A 770-nucleotide genomic window follows, 5' to 3' on the forward strand; every position below is an offset into this window, starting at 1 on the left:
AGCGGTGAAAGCATACCGCGCGGAATACGGCATCTAATTTCCCACTTTTCGAATTTAATAAAAAAGGTATCCAATCGGATACCTTTTCTTTTGCGATTTATTTGTAGCGAATGCCTTTGGGCTCGTTTTCATCTTGCATGGTTTTGTAGCGTTTGTGTAGCCACATCCATTGCTCAGGTGCTCGCAAAATCACTTCTTCCACGTATTTGTTCATATAAGCCGCCGCAGCCACTTCATCTTTTTGTGGGTAATCGGCTTCAATGCACTTATCAGCGATGATTTCGTATTTGCCTTCGTCATTGCGGAAACCAGAACCTGGAATGATCGCGCATTTTGATGTGTAGGCTAAAATGCTGGTGCCGGTTGTTGTACAAGCGTCATCAATGGCAAAAAACGGCACGAAGACCGATTTATTGCGGCCGTAATCGTGGTCAGGTAAGTAGAACAAACGCTCGCCGCTGCGCAGTACACGAATCATCTTTTTCACATCCTTGCGATCAATAAGTTTGTTGCCGTTGTGCGTGCGCCCCCAATATTGGATGAAGTTGTACGCTGGGTTGTTGTGAGGACGAAATGCGCCATAACCCGCAACACCTAAAACAGCAAAAGCTCGCGCGGTAATTTCTAAGTTAAGAGCGTGCACACAACACAACAATACGCCTTTCCCTTTCGCGCCTTTTTCTTTTAGAGCGTGGATGTCTTTCTCGACAATGAGCGTTTTGAAGCGCCATGTAGGCCAAAACCATGTAATACCGGTTTCGATCAGTGCC

Annotated in this window: 1 protein-coding gene; it reads right to left on the reverse strand. The window is 46.0% G+C overall.

Features of this window, described 5'->3' with window-relative positions:
• Positions 1-97: 97 nt before the first annotated feature.
• On the reverse strand, positions 98-770 hold a 673-nt coding region (gene lpxL / locus R8O10_RS24795), incomplete at its 5' end, for an LpxL/LpxP family Kdo(2)-lipid IV(A) lauroyl/palmitoleoyl acyltransferase (protein WP_318191899.1).

This window comes from Vibrio sp. 1727 (assembly GCF_033344415.1).
In the GTDB taxonomy this organism is placed as follows: domain Bacteria; phylum Pseudomonadota; class Gammaproteobacteria; order Enterobacterales; family Vibrionaceae; genus Vibrio; species Vibrio alginolyticus.